The organism is Oleiphilus sp. HI0117 (assembly GCF_001635235.1).
Window position 1 is genome coordinate 1 of sequence record NZ_LWGA01001415.1, and the last position, 804, is coordinate 804.

The following is an 804-nucleotide window of genomic DNA, read 5'->3' on the forward strand; positions in this document are numbered from 1 at the left end:
CAGCCTTAAAACGAAGTAGAGAAACTGCCTCCCCCTTGGTCGCAGAACATATCGACTGGGCATTAGCGCAGCAAACCAAACCAAACAATCAAGAAGAGACTTAGCTACGCTTCATATTTGATGCCTGACTAACAGTATCACTCATTGTATAAGACAGTGACCCCAGGTGTTCAGCTATATCAAGCAACGACTGGGCGTTTGACGCCAGCTTTGCAGAAAAGTCTGCGTTTTCCTGGCAAGCCTCATCTAGATACTGACTATTGCTCACAACACCCTCAATACCTTGACTTTGCATACCCATCGCATCGGCTGAAACATTTATCTCTCGGGCAATATCTTCGACTTCGGAGGTGACGGCCTCCAGGCGATTACCCGTTTCGTTCACAACCATACAGCCCTGGTCGATACTCTCTTCCGCAACAGCCAGAAGCAGGCGTATTTTTTCTGCCGACTCGTTACTTTTGTGCGAGAGCGTCCTGACCTCATCCGCCACAACCGCAAATCCACGCCCCTGATCACCAGCGCGAGCGGCTTCGATTGCAGCATTTAGCGCCAGCAAGTTTGTTTGCTCTGCGATAGCGGTAATCACGCCCATAAATTCCAGAATATCATTATTACCGTCCTTTATTTTTTCCATGCAGTCGATAGTCTCTCGCATCGACTCACTACTAGAAATCGTATTTTTCTGCACTTGCTCAGACTTAAGGCGAACCACCTCCATTGCTGTAGCGGTCTGTTTAACCGAGTTAGCCATATCTTGAAGCGTATTATTCATTTCATGCGAGGACTCTAATTGGATATCAA

1 protein-coding gene is annotated in these 804 nt (G+C 47.4%); it reads right to left on the bottom strand.

The genetic code is table 11. The features are described from left to right. Positions 1-100 precede the first annotated feature (100 nt). On the bottom strand, positions 101-804 hold a 704-nt coding region (locus A3757_RS23840), incomplete at its 5' end, for a methyl-accepting chemotaxis protein (protein ID WP_304439221.1).